This window comes from Winogradskyella sp., assembly GCF_965656915.1.
Classification (GTDB): domain Bacteria; phylum Bacteroidota; class Bacteroidia; order Flavobacteriales; family Flavobacteriaceae; genus Winogradskyella.
Map to the genome: position 1 here is coordinate 1 of NZ_CBFHMI010000101.1, position 3462 is coordinate 3462.

Annotated in this window: 3 protein-coding genes; all 3 read left to right on the forward strand. The window is 33.3% G+C overall.

The window, feature by feature from the left end; genetic code table 11:
• A partial coding sequence (locus ACTG3Y_RS13335) for an ABC-F family ATP-binding cassette domain-containing protein (RefSeq protein WP_439153412.1) occupies positions 1–1490 on the forward strand: 1490 nt, incomplete at its 5' end.
• Positions 1491–1553: 63 nt separating this feature from the next.
• Positions 1554–2678: an efflux RND transporter periplasmic adaptor subunit gene (locus ACTG3Y_RS13340; protein WP_439153413.1), complete on the forward strand. Its 1125-nt coding sequence runs from the start codon at positions 1554–1556 to the stop codon at positions 2676–2678.
• Between the two features lie 4 nt (positions 2679–2682).
• Positions 2683–3462: efflux RND transporter permease subunit (locus tag ACTG3Y_RS13345; RefSeq protein ID WP_439153414.1), on the forward strand; the 780-nt coding region annotated here is incomplete at its 3' end.

The following is a 3462-nucleotide window of genomic DNA, read 5'->3' on the forward strand; positions in this document are numbered from 1 at the left end:
GTGAAACCGAAAAAATACTTCAGGGACTAGGTTTTAAACGTGAAGATTTTAATAAACTCACGGATACCTTTTCAGGTGGTTGGCGCATGAGAATAGAACTCGCTAAATTATTACTTCAGAATAACGATTTATTGTTACTCGATGAGCCTACAAACCACTTAGATATTGAATCTATTATATGGTTAGAGAGTTTCCTGAGAAATTATAATGGTGCGGTTGTCATTGTTTCACATGATAAAATGTTTTTAGATAATGTAACTAATCGAACTATAGAAATATCATTAGGAAGTATTTACGATTATAATAAGCCTTACAGTAAGTTTTTAGAGTTGAGAAAGGAAATGAAAATTCAACAGTTAGCAGCTCAAAAAAATCAGGAAAAACAGATTCAGCAAACAGAAAAGCTTATTGAGAAGTTTAGAGCTAAGGCTTCAAAAGCTACAATGGCACAGTCTTTAATTAAAAAATTAGATCGAATTGATAGAATCGAAGTCGATGAAGATGATAATAGCGTAATGACTTTAAACTTTCCGGTTTCAATTACACCAGGTAAAGTTGTCATTGAGTTAGATGATGTTTCTAAACATTATGGTGAGTTACAGGTGCTAAATAATGTAAACCTGTCAATAGCAAGAGACACTAAAACGGCATTTGTAGGTCAGAACGGGCAAGGTAAATCCACCTTAGCAAAAATTATTGTCGGCGAAATAAAACACCAAGGAAACGTCAATTTAGGCCATAACGTTCAGATTGGATATTTCGCACAAAATCAAGCGGAGTACTTAGACGGAAACAAAACGGTTTTAGATACCATGATTGATGCTGCTAACGAATCCAACAGAAGTAAGGTAAGAGATATACTAGGTTCATTTTTATTTAGAGGAGACGAAGTTGAGAAATATGTCAAAGTACTTTCAGGTGGTGAGAGAAACAGATTAGCGCTTGCTAAGTTGTTATTGCAGCCTTTGAATGTCCTAATAATGGATGAGCCAACAAATCACTTGGATATCAAGTCTAAAAATGTACTAAAAGATGCTTTAAAGAAGTTTGAAGGGACTTTAGTTTTAGTGTCGCACGATAGAGATTTTCTTCAAGGATTAACAGATACAGTTTATGAATTTAAAGATCAAAATATTAAAGAATATTTGGGTGATATCGATTTTTATTTAGAGCAACGTAATCTTGAAAATCTTAGAGAGGCAGAACGGAGAACTGTTATTGCAGAACAACCTAAAGAAAGTAATAAGCAAAGTTATAAAGATCAAAAGAAACTCAAATCTTTAAATAATAAGCTAAGTAATATTGAATCTAAAATTAATGACTTAGAAAAAAGTATTAAAAATGATGATGTAAAATTAGCAACAGATTACGATAACAATGCTTCAAATCCATTATTCTTTGATCAATATCAATGTAAAAAAGCCGATTTAGAAAAGTTAATGGAAGATTGGGAGTCTGTTCAGGAACAGTTAGATTCTTTTAACAATTAAGATTATTTTAACGCCATAGCATAGCGATATAGGTAAATTTGCAATTTACTGACCATCATACTTATGCTTAGAAAAATTATATTATCTGTTTTAGGAATTGCTTTAGTAATTAGTGCTGTTTTATATTCAAAACAGCTCATAGCTAACAAGAATAAAGCTAAACCAGTTCCTGCCAAAGTTATAAAAACTGTGTTTGTTGATACGGTAAAGAATTCTACAATTCCAATCGTAATTTCGGCTAGTGGAAATTTAGTGGCAAAACGTCGTATTGAACTATTTTCTGAAGTTCAAGGTGTATTTAAACCAACGGGTAAGTTATTTAAACCGGGACAAGAGTTTCGACAAGGTGAGCCTATAATAAGAATTGACGCTTCAGAATATTATGCAAGTGTGCAATCTGCTAAAAGTAATTTGTACAATGATATTGCGGCAATTATGCCAGATTTACGCTTAGATTTTCCGGATGTCTTCAGTAAGTGGCAAACTTATCTTACTAACTTTGATATAGAAAAAACAACTCCAAAGTTACCTAAAATGACCTCTGAAAAAGAGAAGTTTTTTATCACAGGACGAGGTATCGTAACGAGTTATTATAACGTTAAGAATTTAGAACAACGTTTATCTAAGTATTATATAAATGCCCCTTTTACAGGAATCCTCACAGAGGCACTTGTAACAGAAGGTTCTTTAGTGAGAAATGGACAAAAACTGGGTGAATTTATTGATACTTCTGTCTATGAGATTGAAGTAGCTATATCCAGAACATTTTCCTCTTTTTTAAAAGTTGGTGAAAAGGTAAGTCTAACAACTTTAGATGGTATTAATACATATAATGGTGTGGTGTCTAGAGTTAATGGCAGTGTAGATCTTACTACCCAAACGATTACAGCATTTATTGAAGTAAAGCATCCAGATTTAAAAGAGGGAATCTATTTAGAAGCCGAGTTAGATGCAAGAGACGAGCCAAATGCCATTGAAATCGATAGAAACTTATTATCTGAGCGTAATACAATCTTCGTTTTAAAGGACAGCATTTTAGACGCAATACCAGTAAAACCTGTATACTTTACAGATAAAAAAGTAGTTATAAAAGATGTTAAGGATGGTAGCATCATACTCGCCAAACCGGTACCAGGTTCATACTCTGGTATGCTAGTTAAACCTTATTCTAATACAAAAGGAGAATAATCTTATGAGAAAAATTATCTCTTTTTTTATTCGCTATCACGTCGCCGTTAATATTGTTATTGGTGCATTTGTTGTATTTGGGTTATTGGGTTTCTTTAGTTTAAAGTCTAGTTTTTTTCCTTTAGTAGAGTCAAAAATCATTAATGTAAATATTACCTATCCTGGTGCTTCTCCTCAAGAAATCGAAGAAGGCATTGTGCTTCAAATTGAAGATAATTTAAAAGGACTTCGTGGTGTAGATAGAGTAACTTCTGTATCGAGAGAGAATAGTGGTACCATTACCGTTGAAATTGAAAAAGGCGAGAATATAGATTTTATGCTTCTTGAAGTTAAAAATGCTGTGGATCGTGTACCGAGCTATCCAACAGGTATGGAGCCGCTAATAGTTGCAAAGCGAGAAGAAGTAAGACAAACTATTAGTTTTGCAGTAAGTGGCAAAGACATTCCTTTGGCTACTTTAAAACAAATAGGACGCCAAGTTGAAAATGATCTAAGAAGTATCCAAGGGATATCGCAAGTAGAGGTTTCGGGTTATCCACTGGAGGAAATTGAAATTGCGGTCAATGAAACAAATTTATTGGCTTATGATATTACATTTACAGATGTAGCTCTTGCTGTAGGTCAGTCTAACATTTTAGTCACAGGAGGTAATATTAAAACAGATGCCGAAGAGTATTTAATTAGAGCTAATAACCGCTCGTATTTTGGCGATGAATTGTCTAATGTTATTATAAAGGCTACACCTGAAGGTAAAACGGTACGTCTTAAAGATGTTGCAATTATT

Excerpts from the sequence above, each read along its gene's own strand:
- ACTG3Y_RS13340 (WP_439153413.1), top strand. The coding sequence starts at position 1,554 with ATGCTTAGAAAAATTATATTATCTGTTTTAGGAATTGCTTTAGTAATT.